The 17754-nt window shown below is 62.5% G+C and carries 24 protein-coding genes; 13 read left to right on the plus strand and 11 right to left on the minus strand.

All coding sequences use genetic code 11. The annotated features are described in order from the left end of the window. Positions 1-21 precede the first annotated feature (21 nt). The 5 genes from FJ972_RS18935 to aat all read left to right on the plus strand — a co-directional run bounded on the left by FJ972_RS18935 (position 22) and on the right by aat (position 3892). On the plus strand, positions 22-825 hold the full coding sequence (locus FJ972_RS18935; RefSeq protein WP_140522128.1) for a DsbA family protein: 804 nt from the start codon (positions 22-24) through the stop codon (positions 823-825). Between the two features lie 145 nt (positions 826-970). Further along, entirely contained in the window at positions 971-1405 is a 435-nt protein-coding gene (aroQ, locus tag FJ972_RS18940) for a type II 3-dehydroquinate dehydratase (protein WP_140522126.1), read from the plus strand. A 26-nt stretch (positions 1406-1431) separates the two neighbouring features. Beyond that, positions 1432-1893: an acetyl-CoA carboxylase biotin carboxyl carrier protein gene (gene accB / locus FJ972_RS18945; protein WP_140493661.1), complete on the plus strand. Its 462-nt coding sequence runs from the start codon at positions 1432-1434 to the stop codon at positions 1891-1893. Positions 1894-1903: 10 nt separating this feature from the next. Further along, positions 1904-3247: an acetyl-CoA carboxylase biotin carboxylase subunit gene (gene accC / locus FJ972_RS18950; RefSeq protein ID WP_140493663.1), complete on the plus strand. Its 1344-nt coding sequence runs from the start codon at positions 1904-1906 to the stop codon at positions 3245-3247. A 27-nt stretch (positions 3248-3274) separates the two neighbouring features. After that, a complete protein-coding gene (gene aat, locus FJ972_RS18955; protein ID WP_140517639.1) occupies positions 3275-3892 on the plus strand; it encodes a leucyl/phenylalanyl-tRNA--protein transferase in 618 nt (205 codons plus the stop codon). A gap of 12 nt (positions 3893-3904) precedes the next feature. Here the strand turns inward: aat and FJ972_RS18960 are convergent, their stop codons facing one another. The 3 genes from FJ972_RS18960 to FJ972_RS18970 form a co-directional block, all read right to left on the minus strand. Then, positions 3905-4288 (minus strand): hypothetical protein, encoded by a 384-nt coding sequence (locus tag FJ972_RS18960; RefSeq protein ID WP_140493667.1) that lies wholly within the window; start codon positions 4286-4288, stop codon positions 3905-3907. A gap of 74 nt (positions 4289-4362) precedes the next feature. After that, complete coding sequence (locus FJ972_RS18965) at positions 4363-4920, minus strand: DUF2155 domain-containing protein (RefSeq protein WP_140522124.1); 558 nt, start codon at positions 4918-4920, stop codon at positions 4363-4365. Between the two features lie 114 nt (positions 4921-5034). Next, the gene (locus FJ972_RS18970; protein ID WP_140522122.1) at positions 5035-5433 is read right to left on the minus strand and encodes an NADH:ubiquinone oxidoreductase subunit NDUFA12; all 399 of its coding nucleotides are present in this window, start codon (positions 5431-5433) and stop codon (positions 5035-5037) included. A 232-nt stretch (positions 5434-5665) separates the two neighbouring features. On the opposite strand from FJ972_RS18970, the gene panB reads away from it, so the two are divergent. Both panB and panC read left to right on the plus strand, forming a co-directional pair. Further along, entirely contained in the window at positions 5666-6508 is an 843-nt protein-coding gene (panB, locus tag FJ972_RS18975; protein ID WP_140522120.1) for a 3-methyl-2-oxobutanoate hydroxymethyltransferase, read from the plus strand. Beyond that, positions 6505-7356 (plus strand): pantoate--beta-alanine ligase, encoded by an 852-nt coding sequence (panC, locus tag FJ972_RS18980; RefSeq protein WP_140517642.1) that lies wholly within the window; start codon positions 6505-6507, stop codon positions 7354-7356. Before panB ends, panC begins: the two co-directional genes overlap by 4 nt. Before the next feature lie 56 nt (positions 7357-7412). Here the strand turns inward: panC and FJ972_RS18985 are convergent, their stop codons facing one another. Both FJ972_RS18985 and gatB read right to left on the minus strand, forming a co-directional pair. After that, a complete protein-coding gene (locus FJ972_RS18985; RefSeq protein WP_140522118.1) occupies positions 7413-7907 on the minus strand; it encodes a GNAT family N-acetyltransferase in 495 nt (164 codons plus the stop codon). Positions 7908-7910: 3 nt separating this feature from the next. Then, positions 7911-9410 carry an Asp-tRNA(Asn)/Glu-tRNA(Gln) amidotransferase subunit GatB gene (gene gatB / locus FJ972_RS18990; protein WP_140493678.1) on the minus strand — a complete coding sequence of 500 codons (1500 nt, stop codon included), beginning with the start codon at positions 9408-9410 and terminating at the stop codon, positions 7911-7913. Between the two features lie 279 nt (positions 9411-9689). On the opposite strand from gatB, the gene FJ972_RS18995 reads away from it, so the two are divergent. Then, complete coding sequence (locus FJ972_RS18995; RefSeq protein WP_140493680.1) at positions 9690-9947, plus strand: YjhX family toxin; 258 nt, start codon at positions 9690-9692, stop codon at positions 9945-9947. 45 nt (positions 9948-9992) lie between these two features. Here FJ972_RS18995 and FJ972_RS19000 read toward each other — a convergent pair whose 3' ends face one another. Beyond that, a complete protein-coding gene (locus tag FJ972_RS19000) occupies positions 9993-10424 on the minus strand; it encodes a CBS domain-containing protein (protein WP_140493682.1) in 432 nt (143 codons plus the stop codon). Positions 10425-10511: 87 nt separating this feature from the next. Continuing rightward, positions 10512-11270, minus strand: coding sequence for a rhomboid family intramembrane serine protease (locus FJ972_RS19005; RefSeq protein WP_140522115.1), 759 nt, complete (start codon positions 11268-11270; stop codon positions 10512-10514). A gap of 401 nt (positions 11271-11671) precedes the next feature. Between FJ972_RS19005 and FJ972_RS19010 the strand changes: the two genes are divergently transcribed. The 3 genes from FJ972_RS19010 to FJ972_RS19020 all read left to right on the plus strand — a co-directional run bounded on the left by FJ972_RS19010 (position 11672) and on the right by FJ972_RS19020 (position 13843). Beyond that, complete coding sequence (locus FJ972_RS19010) at positions 11672-12304, plus strand: PAS domain-containing protein (protein ID WP_140493687.1); 633 nt, start codon at positions 11672-11674, stop codon at positions 12302-12304. A gap of 119 nt (positions 12305-12423) precedes the next feature. Continuing rightward, positions 12424-13041 carry a PilZ domain-containing protein gene (locus tag FJ972_RS19015; RefSeq protein WP_140493689.1) on the plus strand — a complete coding sequence of 206 codons (618 nt, stop codon included), beginning with the start codon at positions 12424-12426 and terminating at the stop codon, positions 13039-13041. 193 nt (positions 13042-13234) lie between these two features. Then, on the plus strand, positions 13235-13843 hold the full coding sequence (locus tag FJ972_RS19020) for a transglutaminase-like cysteine peptidase (RefSeq protein WP_140517647.1): 609 nt from the start codon (positions 13235-13237) through the stop codon (positions 13841-13843). A gap of 185 nt (positions 13844-14028) precedes the next feature. Here FJ972_RS19020 and FJ972_RS19025 read toward each other — a convergent pair whose 3' ends face one another. Both FJ972_RS19025 and FJ972_RS19030 read right to left on the minus strand, forming a co-directional pair. Further along, positions 14029-14556 carry a gamma carbonic anhydrase family protein gene (locus FJ972_RS19025; RefSeq protein WP_140517648.1) on the minus strand — a complete coding sequence of 176 codons (528 nt, stop codon included), beginning with the start codon at positions 14554-14556 and terminating at the stop codon, positions 14029-14031. Between the two features lie 42 nt (positions 14557-14598). Further along, complete coding sequence (locus FJ972_RS19030) at positions 14599-14919, minus strand: DUF6949 family protein (RefSeq protein WP_140522113.1); 321 nt, start codon at positions 14917-14919, stop codon at positions 14599-14601. Between the two features lie 102 nt (positions 14920-15021). Between FJ972_RS19030 and FJ972_RS19035 the strand changes: the two genes are divergently transcribed. After that, positions 15022-15753 carry a hypothetical protein gene (locus FJ972_RS19035; RefSeq protein ID WP_140522111.1) on the plus strand — a complete coding sequence of 244 codons (732 nt, stop codon included), beginning with the start codon at positions 15022-15024 and terminating at the stop codon, positions 15751-15753. Between the two features lie 50 nt (positions 15754-15803). Here FJ972_RS19035 and FJ972_RS19040 read toward each other — a convergent pair whose 3' ends face one another. After that, on the minus strand, positions 15804-16007 hold the full coding sequence (locus FJ972_RS19040) for a DUF3126 family protein (protein WP_019857879.1): 204 nt from the start codon (positions 16005-16007) through the stop codon (positions 15804-15806). A 148-nt stretch (positions 16008-16155) separates the two neighbouring features. Then, positions 16156-17004 carry a serine O-acetyltransferase gene (cysE, locus tag FJ972_RS19045; protein WP_140522109.1) on the minus strand — a complete coding sequence of 283 codons (849 nt, stop codon included), beginning with the start codon at positions 17002-17004 and terminating at the stop codon, positions 16156-16158. A 124-nt stretch (positions 17005-17128) separates the two neighbouring features. Between cysE and FJ972_RS19050 the strand changes: the two genes are divergently transcribed. After that, positions 17129-17734: a hypothetical protein gene (locus FJ972_RS19050; protein WP_140522107.1), complete on the plus strand. Its 606-nt coding sequence runs from the start codon at positions 17129-17131 to the stop codon at positions 17732-17734. The last annotated feature ends 20 nt before the right edge of the window (positions 17735-17754 follow it).

Consider the following 17754-nt stretch of genomic DNA (forward strand, 5'->3'; position numbering starts at 1 on the left):
AACAGGCAAAGGAACGGAACGATGAAAAAGGCACTGCTGCTGGGCACCACGGGAGTTGCGATAGCCCTTGCCATGCTGGCGTTCGGTTTCGTGGCCGGCAGCCCGCAAATCGCGGAAGCCGGTGCGGCGCAACCGCTTCAGACGGCAGCGGACGATACCAAGATCGACCGCACCGAGGTCGAAGGCATCATCCGCGATTATCTCCTGAAGAATCCGGAAGTGCTGCTGGAAGTCCAGGATGCGCTCGAGGCCAAGCAGAAGGAAGAGCAGCGCATTGCCCATCTCGGCGTCATCAAGGGCGCCAAGGAGCAGATCTTCAACTCCTCCTTCGACGGCGTGGTCGGGAACCCGAACGGCAAGGTCACGATCGTCGAGTTCTACGACTACAATTGCGGCTTCTGCAAACGCGCCATCGAAGACATGCAGGCGCTGACCAAGGCCGATCCGGACCTGCGTTTCGTGCTCAAGGAGTTCCCGATCCTCGGCCCGGATTCGCAGAAGGCCAGCGTCGTTTCGATGGCCTTCCACCTGATGATGCCGCAGAAGTACGGCGAGTTCCACAATGCGCTGCTCGGCGGCCAGGGTCGCGCCACCGAGGCGGCGGCGATCAAGGTCGCGCTTTCGCTCGGCGCCGATGAAGCGACGCTGCGTGAAAAGATGAAGGACCCGTCCATCACCGAAGCCTTCTCCAAGACCTACGATCTCGCCAACAAGCTGGCGATCACCGGAACGCCGTCCTATGTCGTCGGCAACGAGGTCGTGTTCGGGGCGCTCGGACAGGAAGTCCTGGCGGAGAAGATCGAGGCGGCGAAAGCCGCGCTTTGATCGGCCGCGGGTTTTCTTCACGGGCGCATTTCCGCCTGTTGTGGACAGTGAAAGAACGCACTTGCGCTCTTTCCGCGGGCGTCTATGCCCATTATAGAGGGCCCAGCGCCGGTTTGACGCCGGTGCCGGAAAAGGTCGGCATTTTTTGAAAACGGTTTTCGTCCTGAACGGTCCCAATCTCAACGCGCTCGGCAAGCGCGAGCCAGGCATCTATGGCGGCAAGACGCTTGCCGCCATCGCGGAGGACTGCAGAGAGGCGGGCGCGGCGCTCGGGCTCGAAATCGATTTCCGCCAGTCGAACCACGAGGGCGACCTCGTCGACTGGATCCAGGAAGCCGGCGACAAGGCCGTCGGCATCGTCATCAATCCCGGCGCCTATAGCCACACCTCGATCGCGATTCACGACGCCATCCGTTCCGTGGCGCCGCTGCCGGTCGCCGAGGTCCATCTTTCCAATATCCATGCGCGGGAACCATTCCGCCACGTCTCCATGGTCGCGCCGGTCGCTGTCGGCATGATCTGTGGCTTTGGGCCGCTCGGCTACACGCTGGCGCTGCAGGCGCTGGCCGCACGCCTATGACCGGCCAACAAACAGAAGGCTCGAAAATGTCGATAAAGAAGACCGGTGTTGACCAGCAGCTGATCCGCGACCTCGCGGGCATACTGAACGACACCAATCTCACGGAGATCGAAGTCGAGCTGGGTGACCTGAAGGTGCGCGTATCGCGGCAGGCGCCGGCGGTTCACGCGATAGCCGCGCCGCAGCCGGCCTTTGCGCCGGCGCCGGCGGCCCAACCTGCCACCGCAGCCGTTCCGGCCGCGGCCGACGTGTCGAAAAACGCCGTGGCCTCCCCCATGGTCGGCACCGCCTACCTGGCGCCCTCGCCGGATGCCAAGCCGTTCATCGAGATCGGCCAGAACGTCAAGGAAGGGCAGACGCTGCTGATCATCGAAGCGATGAAGACGATGAACCAGATCCCCTCGCCACGCGCCGGCACGGTGACGGCGATCCTGTTCGAGGACGCACAGCCGGTCGAATACGGCATGCCGCTCGTCGTGATCGAGTAGAGCGGCCCTAATGTTCCAGAAGATTCTCATCGCCAATCGCGGCGAAATCGCGCTTCGGGTGCTGCGTGCCTGCAAGGAGCTTGGCATCCAGACGGTGGTGGTGCACTCGACCGCCGACGCCGACGCCATGCATGTTCGGCTCGCCGACGAGAGCGTATGCATCGGGCCACCGCCATCGCGCGACAGCTACCTCAATATCCACCAGATCGTCGCCGCCTGCGAGATCACCGGCGCCGACGCCGTGCATCCCGGCTACGGTTTCCTGTCGGAGAACGCCAAGTTTTCCGACATATTGGCCGCGCATAACATTACCTTTATCGGTCCGACCGGCGACCATATCCGCATCATGGGCGACAAGATCGAAGCCAAGCGCACCGCCAAGCGACTCGGCATCCCGGTGGTTCCCGGCTCCGACGGTGCGGTGACCGAGGAAAAGGAGGCCAAGCGCATCGCCGCAGAGATCGGCTATCCCGTGATCATCAAGGCGTCGGCCGGCGGCGGCGGACGCGGCATGAAAGTGGCGCATACCGAGGCCGACCTCGAAGTCGCCTTGCAGACGGCCCGCTCGGAAGCGGGCGCGGCCTTCGGCGATGACGCCGTCTATATTGAAAAGTACCTGCAAAAACCGCGTCATATCGAGGTTCAGGTGTTCGGCGACGGCTTTGGCCGGGGCGTGCATTTCGGCGAGCGCGACTGCTCCTTGCAGCGTCGCCACCAGAAAGTCTGGGAAGAGGCCAACTCACCCGCCCTCAACGCCGAGGAACGCTCGCGCATCGGCGATATCTGCGCCAACGCCATCGCCGACCTCGGCTATTCCGGCGCCGGCACGATCGAGTTCCTCTACGAGAATGGCGAGTTCTATTTCATCGAGATGAACACGCGCCTGCAAGTCGAGCATCCGGTGACGGAGGCTATCACTGGCATCGATCTGGTGCATGAGCAGATCCGTGTCGCCTCGGGCGGCGGTCTTTCGGTCAAGCAGGAAGACATCCGCTTCCAGGGCCATGCCATCGAGTGCCGCATCAATGCAGAGGATCCGCGCACCTTCACGCCCTCGCCCGGCACGATCACCCATTTCCACACGCCAGGCGGCCTTGGCATCCGTGTCGATTCCGGCGTCTATTCAGGGTACAAGATCCCGCCTTACTACGACAGCCTGATCGGCAAGCTGATCGTGCACGGGCGCAACCGCGTCGAATGCATGATGCGGCTGCGCCGGGCGCTGGACGAATTCGTCGTCGACGGAATCAAGACGACGTTGCCGCTGTTTCGCGACCTCGTCGGCAACGCCGACATCGCCAATGGCGACTATGACATCCACTGGCTGGAAAAATATCTGGCCAAAGGCGAATAGCCCCGGACTTGCCGCTATAATGAAGCGATGACTCGCCCCTACGCGCCAGGCTATCGTATCCCGACCGACCTTCTGCTCAAGGCCTACGCCTCGGGCGTCTTCCCGATGGCCGAAAGCGCCGCCGATCCGGAAGTGTTCTGGGTGCGGCCGGAGACGCGCGGCATCATTCCGCTCGACCGCTTCCACACGCCGAAAAGTCTGAAGAAGGCGCTTCGGCGAAACCTCTTCGACATCCGTTTCGACTTCGATTTCGAGGCGACGATCGATGGCTGCGCCGAAAGGCGCGAGGAGCGCCGTTCCACCTGGATCAACGCGCCGATCCGGGAGGCCTATGTGCAGTTGCATCGCATCGGCCATTGCCATTCTGTCGAGGCCTGGCGCGAGGAGCGGCTGGTCGGCGGCCTCTACGGAGTCTCCCTGGGGAGGGTGTTCTTCGGCGAAAGCATGTTTTCCCGGGAAACGGATGCTTCGAAGATCTGCCTTGTGCATCTCGTCGAACGCCTGCAGGCGCGCGGTTTCGCACTGCTCGACACGCAGTTCACCACCGAACACCTCAAGCGCTTCGGCGCAATCGACGTGCCGCGCGGCAAATACGAGAAGATGCTGGCCGACGCGCTGAAGGGTGAAGCGGTGTTTTTCCCCTGATGATCCAGCCCGTCAGCGGACCTTCGTTTCCAGCGGAGCCTGCGAATGGAACATCATCTTCCAGCCGTTGACGCGATGGACATAGCCGGTGCTGACCAGCGCCGCGTAGGCTTCGCCATTGCCCTTCACGGCATGCGCCTCATAGGCCAGGATGACGATGTCGCTGCCTGGTTCGACTACGCCCTTGAGATCGATCTCGAGATCACGCCATCGCTTGGGATCGGCGGCGGTTTCGGCGAGATCGGCATTGCTCATGGTCTGGGCCATCTGCGGAAATGCCACGAGGCACTCGGTGTCGGCATTGGCCGCGAAAAATGCCGAATCGCCTGTCCAGAAGCCCTTTTCGAGCTCAAGCAGTTCCTTGATGCTGGCGGTGATCCGCTTTCTGGCAGACATCGGAAAATCCTCCCGGCGCGCATCGTATGGCCGTCAGGGCCCCAACGCGTTGTCGTCAGGGCGGTTCCGAAGGATCAGTTGGCGTTGGTCGTAGGCGGTTCCGTGGCTTCCGGCTCGGTCGCAGCCGGAGCGGTCGTGGCATTCGGCTGGGCGGTATCGGACTTGGCCGCCTCGGTCTTGGCCGCATCGGGCGCTGGCACATCCGACTTCTGCTTGCAGGCCTTCAGCCAGACGTCATAGACGGCATGCTCGACGGCATTGAGACCAGGGCTTTCGGCAAACATCCAGCCGGTGAAGATGCGGCGGATCTTGCGGTCGAGCGTGATCTCGTCGACTTCGACAAAGGAATCGGTCTTCGGCTCCTCGTTCTGCGGCCGAGAGTAGCAGACGCGCGGCGTCACCTGCAAAGCACCGAACTGCACCGTCTCGTCGATATAGACGTCGAAGGTGATGATGCGGCCGGTGATCTTGTCGATGCCGGCGAATTCGGCGACCGGGTTGGTGATTCGATCCGACCCCGGCGCTGGCGCGGGTGCGGCCGGCGTTGGCGAAGCGGCAAGTGCCGCTGTGCCAACGCTGAGCCCGGCGGCTACCATCAGTGCGCCCATCGATGTCAGGCTGGAAATGCTCATGCAGGGATACCGGTGGTTAGCGCCCGGGTGATTCTCTATCACAAAGGCTAGTCGCCGTTTTCTGATCAGCAAGCAGCTAAACACCAATTGTGGCGATAAAGGATCGACGCCCGCTTATGATCCGGGCGTCCAGGCGTCGTAGTCGCCGGTGACCTGCGGGCGGTGCTGGTTGGTCAGCACCGAGCCCTTCGGACGATAGGCTGAGGGCGAGCCGGTCAGGTTCGGTTGATGCGGTTTCTGCCAGTCGCGCGGCTTGTAATCGTCGCTCGGCGGCGCGACGTCGACGCGGTGATGAATCCAGCCGTGCCAGCCGGGCGGGATAGAAGAAGCCTCGGAATAATCGCGATAGATGACCCAGCGGCGCGTGCGTCCTTCGGAATCGACACCGCCTTCGTAGTAGACGTTGCCCACCTCGTCCTGCCCGACCTTCCTGCCGTGCCGCCAGGTGTGCAGGCGCGTGCCAAGCGTCTGGCCGTTCCACCAGGTGAAAAACTGCTTAAGGAAAGTCTTCATCTTCAAACCCTCGCGCCGATGGCGTCCGTTTCCTGCTTATGGCGTCAGCCCTTCGTGAAGGCAAGGGGCTTGCCGCCAAGAGGGCGCAAATGGCGCGCCGGTAAGGCGACACAAGCCGGTGATGCATTGCCGGCGCCGTATGGTGCTTGCCAACCACCCTCAGCCTTTCTAAAGCTCTGCGCGCGCGCCCCGTGCGGGTATCCGGCCGACCCTTGGCCGAAGGAGGTGACGATTGGCCAGGGAATCGCCGACCGCCGACATTCGCATCGGCGCCGATGCCATTCGCCGCCGCAAGCGTGGCGTGCCAATCGTCTGTCTCACCGCCTATACCTACCCCATCGCCCGCCTGCTCGACGAGCATGTCGATCTGCTCCTCGTCGGCGACAGCGTCGCAATGGTCCTGCATGGCCACAAAACGACGCTGGGCGCCTCGCTGGAGATGATGATCGCGCATGGGCAAGCGGTGATGCGCGGCTCGGCCAGGGCTTGCGTGGTCGTCGACATGCCAGCCGGCAGCTATGAGGATTCGGCTGCCCAAGCGGTTGCCTCGGCGCGGCGTATCGTTGGCGAAACCGGCTGCCAGGCTGTGAAACTCGAGGGCGGCGTCGGTATGGCCCGGCAGATCGCCGCGGTCGTCGATGCCGGCATCGCGGTCATGGGCCATATCGGCCTGCTGCCGCAATCCGTCGAGAAGGATGGCGGCTACAGGATCAAGGGCCGGACCGACGAGAATGCGGCAGCGCTGTTTGCCGATGCGCGCGCCGTCGAAGAAGCCGGCGCCTTTTCGATGGTCATCGAGGGCACGGTCGAAGCGGTCGCGGCCGAAATCACCCGCCGCATCGCCATTCCGACTATCGGCATCGGCGCGAGTGGCGTTTGCGACGGCCAGATCCTGGTCATAGACGACATGGTCGGGCTCACCGTCGACCGCGTGCCGAAATTCGTCAAGGAGTACGCCGATTTGCGCAGCGTGGTCTCGCAGGCGGCCGCACGTTACGCCAGCGAGGTACGAGACCGGACATTCCCCGGTTCCGAAAATGTGTTTTCGGCCACCTTGGGCAAGGACAACCGATGAGCCGGCCCCTCGTCGTCGACACGGTCGCCGGCCTTCGCGCGCGGATCCGCGACTGGCGGCGCGACGGCCTTCGCGTCGCCATGGTGCCGACAATGGGCGCCTTGCACGAAGGGCACCTATCGCTGGTCAGGATCGCGCTTGAAAGAGCCGAGCGCTGCATCGTCTCGATCTTTGTCAACCCGACGCAGTTCGCGCCGAGCGAGGATCTCGACAAATATCCACGTCAGCTCGCCCGCGATCTCGACCAGCTGGCTTTGGCCGGAGCCGATCTTGCCTACACGCCTGGGGTTGGTGAGATGTATCCTGCCGGCTTTGCCACCAAAATCTCGGTCGGCGGTCCCTCCGCCGGGCTCGAATCGGATTTTCGACCGACTTTTTTCGAAGGCGTCGCCACCGTCGTGGCGAAGCTGCTCCTGCAGGCGTCGCCCGACGTCGCGGTCTTTGGCGAAAAGGATTATCAGCAATTGTGCGTCGTCAGGCAGCTCTGCCGCGACCTCGACCTGCCCGTCGAAATCATCGGCGCGCCGACGATCCGCGACGCGCATGGCCTCGCCATGTCATCGCGTAACGCCTATCTCGGTGAGGCCGAACTCCAGATCGCCCGCCGGCTCAACGTGATCCTGCGCAAGGCAGCCGCGGCGCTGGCGGCCGGCGCCGACCAGAACGGCGCGACAGGCGAAGCCAGCCGCGCCCTACTCGCGGCCGGCTTCCACAAGATCGATTATGTCGAAGCTCGCGAGAGCCGGACGCTGACGCCGTGGCGCCGCGGGCACGAGGGCCGCCTGCTCGCCGCCGCCTGGCTGGGCAAGACCAGGCTGATCGACAATGTGGACGTCTCCACCAGTTAGACTGCGGCTCGATCGCTGAATTCGACCGCCGGATTGCGCACCCGAAAGGTCCGCCGCTATGCGGCAAGCGGCCTTTCATAGACGAGCGCCGGGATAGCGGATTGGGCCGAACCGCAATTGTCGGTGCGGCCGGTCTGGACGAAGCCGTTCGCCTGGTAGAAGGCAATTGCGCGCGTGTTCTTCTCTTCCACTTCCAGCCGGATGGCGCGGGCCTCAGGGAAGCTTTCGATGATCTCGTCGAGAAGCATGCCGCCGATGCCCCGGCCCTGCAGGCCGGGCTGCACGTAAAGCTGCTTCAGCATGACCACGCCGCCGCCATCGAGCGCTTCGGCAAATGCCATGCCGCCAATGCGCTGGCCATCGTCGGCGACGAGGAACTCGCTGTTTGGCTTCGCCAGCCGCGCCTTGAGCGAGGCGATCGAATGCCACGCATCGGTGATCTCTGTCACCCATTCGGCGCCATAGATGGCGTCGTAAGTCGCATGCCAAGTCTCGACCAGCAGCGCCCGGATGGCGGCGAGGTCGCGATCCCCGGCGGTGCGCACGAACATAGCCTACTCGATGCCCAGCTTGGCCTTGACCAGGTCATTGACGGCCTGTGGGTTGGCCTTGCCGCCGGTCGCCTTCATCACCTGGCCGACGAACCAGCCGGCCATGGTCGGCTTGGCGCGCGCCTGCTCGACCTTGTCCGGGTTGGCCGCGATCACCTCGTCCACCGCTTTTTCGATAGCGCCGGTGTCGGTAACCTGTTTCATGCCGCGGCTCTCGACCAGTTGGCGCGGGTCGCCGCCCTCGTTCCAGACGATCTCGAACAGGTCCTTGGCAATCTTGCCGGAGATGGTGCCATCCTTGATCAGGTCGATGATAGCGCCGAGCTGGTCTGGCGAAACCGGAGCGTTTTCAATGTCCTTGCCAGCTTTGTTCAATTGTCCGAGCAGGTCGTTGATGACCCAGTTGGCGGCGAGCTTGCCGTCGCGGCCGGCGGCCACCTTCTCGAAATAGTCGGCGATCGGCTTTTCCGACACCAGGATCGAGGCATCGTAAGTCGAGAGGCCGAGCGAGGAGATCAATCGCGCCTTCTTGTCGTCGGGCAGTTCCGGCAGTTCCTTGGCCAGCGCTTCGACATAGGCCTGGTCGAATTCCAGCGGCAACAGGTCGGGATCTGGAAAATAGCGGTAGTCGTGCGCCTCTTCCTTGGTGCGCATCGAACGGGTTTCGCCCTTGACGGCGTCGAACAGCCGCGTTTCCTGGTCAATCGTGCCGCCATCCTCGATGATAGCGATCTGCCGGCGCGCCTCGAAATCGATCGCCTGGCCTATGAAGCGGATCGAATTGACGTTCTTGATCTCGCAGCGCGTGCCGAATTCGCCGCCCGGCCGGCGCACCGAAACGTTGACGTCCGCGCGCATGGAGCCTTCGTCCATGTTGCCGTCGCAGGTGCCGAGATAGCGCACGATGGTGCGCAGCTTGGTGACATAGGCCTTGGCTTCGTCGGCCGAACGCATGTCCGGTTTCGACACGATTTCCATCAGCGCCACGCCGGAGCGGTTGAGATCGACATAGGACATGGTCGGATGCTGGTCGTGCATCGACTTGCCGGCGTCCTGCTCCAGATGCAGGCGCTCGATGCCGACCTCGATGTCCTCGAACTCGCCCTGGCGGTCCGGCCCGACGGAGACGATCACCGTGCCCTCGCCGACGATCGGCTGCTTGAACTGCGAGATCTGGTAGCCCTGCGGCAGGTCCGGGTAGAAATAGTTCTTCCGGTCGAAGACGGACTTGTGGTTGATCTGCGCCTTCAAGCCGAGGCCGGTACGGATCGCCTGCTTGACGCATTCCTCATTGATGACGGGGAGCATGCCGGGCATTGCCGCATCGACCAGGCTGACATTGGCGTTGGGGGCAGCGCCGAACGACGTCGAAGCGCCGGAAAAGAGTTTTGCTTCCGATGTCACCTGCGCGTGGACCTCGAGCCCGATGATGATTTCCCAGTCGCCGGTGGCGCCGGGGATCAGGCGTTTCGCGTCGGGCGTGCGGGTATCGATGATGCTCATGGTGGCCTGCGTAGTAGAACGATGGAAACGTGCGTTTTGCACATCCTGATTTGCAACTTCGCTAGTGCAAACCGCCTCGCGAGACAAGCGTAAAGCCGCTCGCTGGCCTTTTCCGCCGCTTTCGCCTATAGGCCATCCATCCCAATGGAGAGTGGATGTCCACTTACGCTCAGTCCCGGTAAGGCCCTGACCTCGCAGCGAGGCAGGGCAGAAAACCTGAAACCCCGTGCCGCGAAGCTTCGCGGCGGCGGCTTTTGTTGTTTTCCCGGAAACTCTCCCATGGATATTTCGCGTATTGAACAACGCGTTCTGCACCTGCTCGCGCAGGGCGGACGCATCGAGATCGAAAAAAGTGAGAAGAAGCGGATCGCGTCCGTCAAATGCCTGACCCGCGACGGCTGGCACTACCCCGGCGTCGATCTCGACCTGTTTCGGAAGCTGAAGCGCAAGAAGGCGGTTTCGTCGTCGGACGGCGGCCCCTACCGCATCACGCGGCGCGGGCTCCAACTCGTCCGCTCCGAACTCGACAACAGGTAGCCTATCGCCCGCCGGCCGTTTGCGCGGCCGGCGGTTGCTTGCCGCTCAGGCGGTAGCAATATAGGCGCGGATTTCCTCAGCCTCGCGCTCGACATCCTCGATACGACGCTTGACCACGTCGCCGATCGAAACGATGCCGTCGAGCATGCCGTCCTTTTCCACCGGAAGATGGCGGAAGCGGCCCCGGGTCATGATCTCCATCACCTCGTTGACGGTGTGATTCTCGTTGCAGATCTTTACTTTCGGCGTCATCGCGGAACGAACGGCTATGTCGAGCGCGGCAGCGCCTTCCCTGGCGACGACGCGCACGATGTCGCGCTCGGACAGGATGCCGACGATCTTGCGGTCTCCATTGGTGATGACCAACGCCCCGATCCTGTGTTCGGCAAGGATGCGGATGGCTTCGCTCAGTTTTTCGTTCGGCCCGAGCGTCAACACGTCGTGGCCTTTTTGCTCGAGAATGGCCTTAACCGTCATGGCGTCCTCCTCTACTTTGCCAACCGGTTCCTGCCCTGACCGGCTTTCACGTAAGAGTGAACATCGTGCGCCGCGATCGGTTGCATTTCAAGTGCGGTGGTCGGTCGTCTCCCAATCGAGCGGCTGCCAACGCCTGTCGAACCAGCGCAAGCCGAAGAAGCCGGCGACAAAGCCGCCAATATGAGCCTCCCAGGCGATCTGGCTGTCGACGCCGGGGGCGAAGCCGACAAGGCCGGTGACAAGATTGATCATCATCCAAACGGCAAGGAAGATCATCACGCCACGCGAGCGCAGCACCATTGCGATCGGCAGCACGGGGCCGGCGAAAGCGGCTTTGCCCGCCGAACGATCCGTACGGAAGCCAAAGCGTGCCGCCGCTCCCATCATGCCCGATATCGCACCGGAAGCCCCGACCAGCGGCGCTTCGCCATATGGATGCATGGCCCAGAAAAGCGCCACTGAAGCCAGTCCCGTCGCGGCGAAGAACAACGCGAACCAGAACGCTCCGAGCCGATTGGCCAACGGCGAGCCAAAGGCAGCGAGCCAGACCATATTGATGGCGATATGCGCAAATCCACCATGCATGAAGGCATAGGTGAAGGGCCGCGTGAACAGGAACCAGTCGAAGCCGTATTGGCCGGTGTAGAGGACAGGGATGAAGGCCCCATCGTAAAGCAGTGTCATTTGCTGAGCATCACTCAGCACGTATTGCTGCAACAGGTAGATGGCCACGCAAATGGCGATCACCGCCAGCACGATCGGCGGCAGGTTGAAGATCGGCTCGCGACGCGGCTCGGGCTCGCGATCCGCCTGTTCTATTTCCGGTGGGCTTACAGGTTCACTCATGCGCACTAGCACTCGGTCCAGGATTCGTCGTTGCGAGCATCTAGACCACTGCCCGCCGGACCACAAAGGGCGAATCGCCGAGCGCGAATCAAAAGTGCCGAATCAAAAGAAAGCCGTCCAAGGTTTCCCTTGAACGGCTGTCGAGTCCCCTGTTCCCCCGAACTCTTGACTGAAGTGCTGCCGATCGTCGCGAAACGACCGCTTCTGGAGTGGTTTTTGTGTGCCACGCGGCTCGACCGGGCGCAACGTAAACCACTTGTTAACCTTAACGGCCCCGACCCGTGAACAAGTGTTAACGACGCTGGCACGCTTCCTGCTCCCCAACGCATGTAGGTCATCGGAGGGCGCCCTTCTGTTCACCGATGGGACATCAGACGACAGAATGCGCGGAGCTGCTTAGCATGAACCAGAACGGATCGATCACGCTGTTCCAGTATTGGAACCGCTTGCGTGATGGACGCCCTGCCCCGAAGCGCTCGGAAGTGGAGCCGGCCGATATCAAGTCGCTGCTGGCCGACACCTTCATCCTGGAAAGGGACACGCGTGGGCAAGCGGTGTTCCGGCTGGCCGGCACAAGGCTCTGCGCCTCCTATGGCCGCGAACTCAAGGGGTTCTCCTTTCCCTCGCTATGGCGCGAGAAGGACCAGCGGCTGGTCTCGAAGCTGATCCATGGCGTGTTCGACCAGAAATCCGTCGTGCTGATCATGTTCGAGGGCTTCAGCCGCAACGGCCGTTCCAACAAGTTCGAACTGCTTGCCTTGCCGCTGGATGGCGGCGTCGAAAACCCGCGTTGCCTTGGCGTGATCAGCGCTGTGGAGAAGCCGTTCTGGCTGGGCGCCGACCCGCTCACGGACGCGTTGATCGATTCGATCCGTGTCATCGATCCCGAAAAAGAGTTGCTGGCGAGCCGGCCGGCGATCGACGTTCCCTCGCTTGTTCCCGCCGAACTGGAGGCGCCCGAAACCATCTCCGCGCTCGGCCGAGCGCGCCGCATCCGCCACCTCGTCGTCTTCGATGGCGGGCGCGAGGAATAGTTGACGATCCTACAGCCCCGCCTGCCCGTTTTTCCCCTTTGTTAACCCGCTTTGCTGTAGTTCTGGGATGAAGTCCCTGGCATCGGCGCGCGGGGATGCCAAACGGGGTGTAGGCAGTCATGAGGTCAGCGGCGGTCGACTACGCGCCGTCCCAAGCTGAGAGACGTAACTTTCAGCGCGTCCGGGTCAAGATATACGGGCGCTTCATGCTGGAAGACCGCACCGAACATCCTTGCCAGGTCGTCGATATGTCGCCGGGTAACGTCGCGTTTCGCACGGACCGCATCGGCATGCCCGGTGAAAAGGTCATCGCCTATGTCGACCATATCGGCCGCATAGAAGGCGTCGTCACCCGCACCTTGCAGGACGGTTTCGCAATGACGGTTATTGCGTCGGACCGCAAGAAGGACAAGCTCGCCGCGCAATTGACGTGGCTCGCCAACAAGCACGAGCTCGATCTGCCGGAAGACCGCCGCCACGAGCGCGTCGCCCCCCGCAACCCGACCAGCATCCTGCAGCTCACCGACGGCCGTCAGTACCAGTGCCGCATCATCGACCTGTCGCTCTCCGGCGCCGCGATCGAGATCGACGTCAAGCCGGCGATCGGCGTCCAGGTCATGCTCGGCACCATGCGCGGACAGATCGTGCGTCATTTCGAGGATGGCGTCGCCATCGAATTCGCCGTCATCCAGCGGCCTGAGACGCTCGATTCGGAATTCAACACGCCGCGCGCCTGAAGGCCGAACAGCGTTAAGATCAAAACCGGCCTTCGCGGCCGGTTTTTTTGTATTTCACGACAACGATTGACCACTCAAAAGTTTCAAATTTGATACCTATTCTAGGGACGTTTTACTCAATATCTACTGCGCGCTTTTGCGTCGAATAAATCCACCTGTGGCAATGTCTCCCTCGAACGGGGAGACAAAAACAATGAAGAAAACGAGAGGCAAGCTGTTGCTGATGGCAATGGCGATGCAGCTTTCCGCTTGGGGATCAGCATATGCCGCGGGACCGGCCTATATGCACACCGGCGGCCGCACCACACAGCCTGTCGGACACTATGAATTCTGCCAGCGCATACCGGGCGAATGCAGCGAGCGGACACCCAAGGGGGCGCCGGTCGAACTGACCCGCAAGCTGTGGGCGACGATCCTCAGCATCAACAATTCGGTCAATACCCGCGTCAAGCCGCGCACCGACATGGAAAACAACGGCGTCGAGGAATATTGGGCCTATCCCGACAATGGCTATGGCGATTGCGAGGACTACGCGCTGGAAAAGCGCCGCGAGCTGATGGACGCCGGCGTTCCGGCCGGCAACCTGTTGATGACGGTCGCGCGTCAGCCGAACGGTGACGGCCACGCGGTGCTGACCGTGCGCACCAGCCTCGGCGAATTCATCCTCGACAATCTGGAAACCAAGGTCCTGTCCTGGACGGACACCGACTACACCTACCTCAAGCGACAGTCGGATACCAATTCCGGCGTCTGGGTGACGATCAACGACGGCCGCGCCGACGCGGTCGCCAGCGTCCGCTGAAGGCGTCGATCCATGGCGATCAACGCGCAGCGTTAGGGGACCGGCACGCGTGAACCAGAGACCAGGCGCTACGCATCAAGGCGATGCGCCTAAGGAGAAACCCGGTCGAGTCCCCACCCTCCCCGTCCCAACGACCGGGTCTAAGGAGCCGGCCCCGTCCCCGGGCCGGCTCCGCCATTTCTGGCCTAGACCTTCTTCAACCCCGCCTTGAAGCGCTTGCCGTTGGCGACATAGTGCGCGGCCGAGGCTCGCAGCCTCGCGATCGCCGTCTCGTCCAGCACCCTGATCGCCTTGGCCGGCGAGCCGACGATCAGCGAATTGTCCGGGAATTCCTTGCCTTCGGTGACCAGCGCGCCGGCGCCGACCAGCGAATTCTTGCCGATCCTGGCGCCGTTGAGCACGATTGCGCCCATGCCGATCAGGCTGTTATCGCCGATGGTGCAGCCATGCAGCATGGCGCGGTGGCCGATCGTGCAGCCTTCGCCAATGGTCAGCGGGAAGCCGGGATCGGTGTGCATGACCGTGTGCTCCTGCACGTTGGTGTCGGCGCCGATCACGACAGGTTCATTGTCGCCGCGGATGACGACGCCGAACCAGAAGCCGGCATTGCGGCCGATGCTGATGTCGCCGATCAGCGTCGCATCGGGCGCGATCCAGTTTGAGCCCGCATCCGCGAAGTTCGGTTCGGTGCCATCGATCGCATAAAGCGGCATTTCTGGTCTCCGATTCGTCTCAAGCCTGGAAGTCGAACGACCCTAGGTTGACACCTCCCAACACGCAACGGCCACAAGAACGATGCCGAGCGCCAGCGTCCAGGCGACCGCCGTGCAGCCACAGGAAATCAGCGCCACCGACGAAATGCGACCCTCGCGGCGGGCGTCCAAGGCATCGTTGACCAGCATGAACGGCCCGGCGCACGCCGTGGCGGCGAGCGAACGCAGTACGTGCGCGGAGGACACATAAGGCTCGGTGAACGCGACCTTGCGCCCGGCAACCAACTCCATCGCCGATCCGACCAGCCCGCAAGCCGTCAACCCGACAAGAAAAGCGAACGCAGTTAGCTCAACCGGGCCCATCTTTACCTTCCGTTTACCATGAAATCGCACAGTCGCTGGAAGGACTGCAAGAGCCGTGCCGTGCGATGCGTGCCGTCACGGGACAGGAATCCGGGGACAGAGATGAAGCAGGCAGCGATCGCCGACGACCCCCAATTCACCGTGGTCGATTCCACGCTGATGAAGCGGGTGTTCTACGCCTTCGCAGCACTCGCCCTGCTGTCGGTCGCAATCAGCCTGGGCGGCAAATGGTTCGGCCATTCGATCGCCATGGCCGGCTACACGGATGATGCGACGATGCGCAAGGTGGTGGTCGGCAACAATGTCATCGCCGTGCCTGCCAATTTTATCCGTTTCGAACAGGCGCGGCGCGACGGCATCGCCTCGCGGCTCGACCTCTATCTGCGCTATCCCCAGATGGATGGCTACAGCGAGGCCGCCCGCGGCGATTTCAACCACACGGGGCCAGCCAAAAGCATCGTCTTCCTGTCCTTCGAACAGCAGATGATGTCTCGCGACATGAGCGGACGTTTTGGGCCGATCTACAGCGCGCTGATCGTGCAGCCCGGCACGGCAGGTCCGGGCGGCACGACGATTTACGGTTTCAACGCGAAATCAGGTTACCTCAACGAGGTGCTCGTTGTCGGCAACCGGCCCGGCAAGGACCCATTCGTGGCCCGCTGCCTGAGCGGGCCGGCAGCAGAACAATCGCTGGCGCCTTGCGAGCGCGACATCCATGTCGGCGAGGATCTCAGCCTCACCTATCGCTTCCCGAAGGAATTTCTGGGGGGTTGGCAGGCGCTTGACGCGGCAATCACCGCCGAGGCCGGGCGTGCCCTAAAGGCCGGACGTTGACGGGAAAGGCCGGTCGCGTTTGCGTCCGGCATCGCCATGGGATGCAAGGATCAGCCCAGATCGATGTCGAGGATCGCCATCGAGAAATTGTAGTCGCCGTCATCCTCGTCCTTGAAGACGATGCCGAGGAATTCGTCGCCGACATAGACTTCGGCCGAATCCTCCTTGCGCGGCCGTGCCTTGACCTCGAGCTTGGGGTTCTGGAAGACGCGCTTGAAATAGGCGTCCAGCTTTCTGATTTCGTCAGGCTTCAACAGTCTTCTCCAATCGTCGGGCTTGCTCGTTTGAACGGCGCTTCTGACACGTCGACGATGGCCATGTAAAGGCAAGCTCGCCGTATTGCACGGCAATCGAAGCCGCCGGCGCGAGCAGTGCGAAACTCCGCGACGCCCCTCAGTAAAACTAGATGTCGAAGCTGACGACCTGGTCCATCGTCTGCGACGGCAGAAGCTGGTCCATCTGGCGCGACGGCTGGTCGCAGCCGGTCTCGCCGACGACGCGAGCCGGCACGCCTGCGACCGTCTTGTTATGCGGCACCGGCGACAGCACCACCGAACCGGCGGCGATCTTAGAGCAATGGCCGATTTCGATGTTGCCGAGAATCTTGGCGCCGGCACCGATCAAGACGCCACGACGAATTTTGGGGTGGCGATCTCCGCCGGCCTTGCCGGTGCCGCCGAGCGTGACACCGTGCAGGATCGACACGTCGTCCTCGACGACCGCTGTCTCGCCGACGACCAGACCGGTGGCGTGGTCGATGAAGATGCCCTTGCCGATGCGGGCCGCCGGATTGATATCGGTCTGGAAGACCGAGGACGAACGGCTTTGCAGATAGAGCGCGAAATCCTTGCGCCCCTGGTTCCACAGCCAATGCGCCAGCCTGTGGGTCTGGATGGCGTGAAATCCCTTGAAGTAGAGAACCGGCATGATGAAGCGGTCGCAGGCCGGATCGCGGTCGTAATAGGCCTGGATATCGACACGCACGGTGGTCGGCCAATCCTTGTCGTCGGCCAGCATCGATTTGAAGGTCTGGCGGATGAGATCGGAGCCAATGTCCTGGTGCGCCAACCGCTCGGCCAGCCGGTGGATGACCGCCTCCTCCAGGCTCTCCTGGTTGAGGATGGTCGAATAGAGGAAGGCGGCGAGCAGCGGGTCGCGATTGACCGCGTCCATCGCTTCGTCCCGGATCGAGCGCCAGATCGGATCGACCGGCTGCAACGCGCTGTGTCGGGAAATGCTGATGCTGTTCATCGACGTCGTCCTGCCGCCTTGCCTAATATCGGGCCGCACATATAAGCCAGATCATAGCACGATTGAACTCAATTTTCCTTAGTGCTCTGTCAAATGGATTTGGTTCGCGGGAATTCAAGCCGGCATGGAAAATGAACTCTTGCTCGACAATGCCCTCAAACGCGAGCTTTCCGCCCTCTATGAGGGACGGGATCGCCACTACCACAACCTTGCCCATATCGAGGCGATGCTGGCGCTCGCCGGCGAGTACCGGAAGCTGCTCGGCGATCCCGAGGCCGTCGAGGCGGCGATCTGGTTCCACGACGCCGTCTATGACAGCCGGGCCAAGGACAATGAGGCGCAAAGCGCAGCGCTCGCGGAAAAGAAGCTCGCGGGCCGCATCGACGCCCAGCGCCTCGGCCGCATCTGCGCCATGATCCTTGCCACCGCAACACACCAGTTGCCGGGCTTCGAAGACACGGCCGCGGTGCGTGACGCCGCTCTTTTCCTGGACATGGACCTGTCGATCCTCGGCGCAGCGCCGGATGCATTCGATGCCTATGAGCGCGCGATCCGCGCCGAATATCAATGGGTGGAGGAGCCGATATGGCGGGCCGGACGTGGCGCGGTGCTGAACAGCTTCCTGACACGCCCGCACATCTTCCACAGCGAGGAATTCCGCCGGCGCTTCGAGCAGCAGGCCAGGCTGAATGTCACCCGGTCGCTCGAAGCGCTGCAAAAACCGGCGTGATATCGGGCTTGTGCCTTTCG

Origin of the sequence: Mesorhizobium sp. B2-1-1, from assembly GCF_006442975.2 — a bacterium.
Taxonomy (GTDB): domain Bacteria; phylum Pseudomonadota; class Alphaproteobacteria; order Rhizobiales; family Rhizobiaceae; genus Mesorhizobium.

Coding starts and splice junctions, on each gene's coding strand:
- FJ972_RS18935 (WP_140522128.1), top strand. CDS start 22: ATGAAAAAGGCACTGCTGCTGGGCACCACGGGAGTTGCGATAGCCCTT.
- accB (WP_140493661.1), top strand. CDS start 1,432: ATGTCGATAAAGAAGACCGGTGTTGACCAGCAGCTGATCCGCGACCTC.
- accC (WP_140493663.1), top strand. CDS start 1,904: ATGTTCCAGAAGATTCTCATCGCCAATCGCGGCGAAATCGCGCTTCGG.
- aat (WP_140517639.1), top strand. CDS start 3,275: ATGACTCGCCCCTACGCGCCAGGCTATCGTATCCCGACCGACCTTCTG.
- FJ972_RS18960 (WP_140493667.1), bottom strand. CDS start 4,288: ATGTCTGCCAGAAAGCGGATCACCGCCAGCATCAAGGAACTGCTTGAG.
- FJ972_RS18965 (WP_140522124.1), bottom strand. CDS start 4,920: ATGAGCATTTCCAGCCTGACATCGATGGGCGCACTGATGGTAGCCGCC.
- FJ972_RS18970 (WP_140522122.1), bottom strand. CDS start 5,433: ATGAAGACTTTCCTTAAGCAGTTTTTCACCTGGTGGAACGGCCAGACG.
- panC (WP_140517642.1), top strand. CDS start 6,505: ATGAGCCGGCCCCTCGTCGTCGACACGGTCGCCGGCCTTCGCGCGCGG.
- FJ972_RS18985 (WP_140522118.1), bottom strand. CDS start 7,907: ATGTTCGTGCGCACCGCCGGGGATCGCGACCTCGCCGCCATCCGGGCG.
- gatB (WP_140493678.1), bottom strand. CDS start 9,410: ATGAGCATCATCGATACCCGCACGCCCGACGCGAAACGCCTGATCCCC.
- FJ972_RS18995 (WP_140493680.1), top strand. CDS start 9,690: ATGGATATTTCGCGTATTGAACAACGCGTTCTGCACCTGCTCGCGCAG.
- FJ972_RS19000 (WP_140493682.1), bottom strand. CDS start 10,424: ATGACGGTTAAGGCCATTCTCGAGCAAAAAGGCCACGACGTGTTGACG.
- FJ972_RS19005 (WP_140522115.1), bottom strand. CDS start 11,270: ATGAGTGAACCTGTAAGCCCACCGGAAATAGAACAGGCGGATCGCGAG.
- FJ972_RS19010 (WP_140493687.1), top strand. CDS start 11,672: ATGAACCAGAACGGATCGATCACGCTGTTCCAGTATTGGAACCGCTTG.
- FJ972_RS19015 (WP_140493689.1), top strand. CDS start 12,424: ATGAGGTCAGCGGCGGTCGACTACGCGCCGTCCCAAGCTGAGAGACGT.
- FJ972_RS19020 (WP_140517647.1), top strand. CDS start 13,235: ATGAAGAAAACGAGAGGCAAGCTGTTGCTGATGGCAATGGCGATGCAG.
- FJ972_RS19025 (WP_140517648.1), bottom strand. CDS start 14,556: ATGCCGCTTTATGCGATCGATGGCACCGAACCGAACTTCGCGGATGCG.
- FJ972_RS19030 (WP_140522113.1), bottom strand. CDS start 14,919: ATGGGCCCGGTTGAGCTAACTGCGTTCGCTTTTCTTGTCGGGTTGACG.
- FJ972_RS19035 (WP_140522111.1), top strand. CDS start 15,022: ATGAAGCAGGCAGCGATCGCCGACGACCCCCAATTCACCGTGGTCGAT.
- cysE (WP_140522109.1), bottom strand. CDS start 17,004: ATGAACAGCATCAGCATTTCCCGACACAGCGCGTTGCAGCCGGTCGAT.
- FJ972_RS19050 (WP_140522107.1), top strand. CDS start 17,129: ATGGAAAATGAACTCTTGCTCGACAATGCCCTCAAACGCGAGCTTTCC.